Here is a 385-nt window from a genome sequence, read left to right as displayed (position 1 = left end):
GCGGATGGGGTGGTGAGTTGTTTTCTGGTGGGTCGGGGAGTGTGGGAGGGGCAGTGGATGTAGGTGTTGTGGGGTCTTCGGGGTGTTTTGGAGAGGTGTTGGCTAATGGGGTTGTTGGTGTTGGCTTCGGTGTCCGTTGGTGGCGTGTTGTCTACCGGGTCAGTTGGTAGTGGTGTTTCGGTGTCCGTTGGTGGCGTGTTGTCTACTGGGTCAGTTGGCGGCGTGTTGTCTACCGGGGCAGTTGGTAGTGGCGTTTCGGCTTCCGTTGGCGGTGTGTTGTCTACTGCTGCGGTGGGTGGTGGGGTGTCGATCGGGGTCGTCGGTTATTGTCTCTCGGGTGGGGCTGGCGGCGGGTCGCGTCTCGTGCCACCTTCGACCGGGTTTC

Annotated in this window: 1 pseudogene; it reads left to right on the top strand. The window is 61.0% G+C overall.

The window, feature by feature from the left end:
* Positions 1-120: 120 nt before the first annotated feature.
* A pseudogene (locus B1A85_RS23450) lies at positions 121-385 on the top strand (hypothetical protein); the annotation flags it as partial.

The sequence above is a fragment of the Chroococcidiopsis sp. TS-821 genome, assembly GCF_002939305.1.
Classification (GTDB): Bacteria; Cyanobacteriota; Cyanobacteriia; order Cyanobacteriales; family Chroococcidiopsidaceae; genus Chroogloeocystis.
Note: the sequence above shows the minus strand (reverse complement) of the source record. Positions and strands in the feature narration are given on the sequence as shown.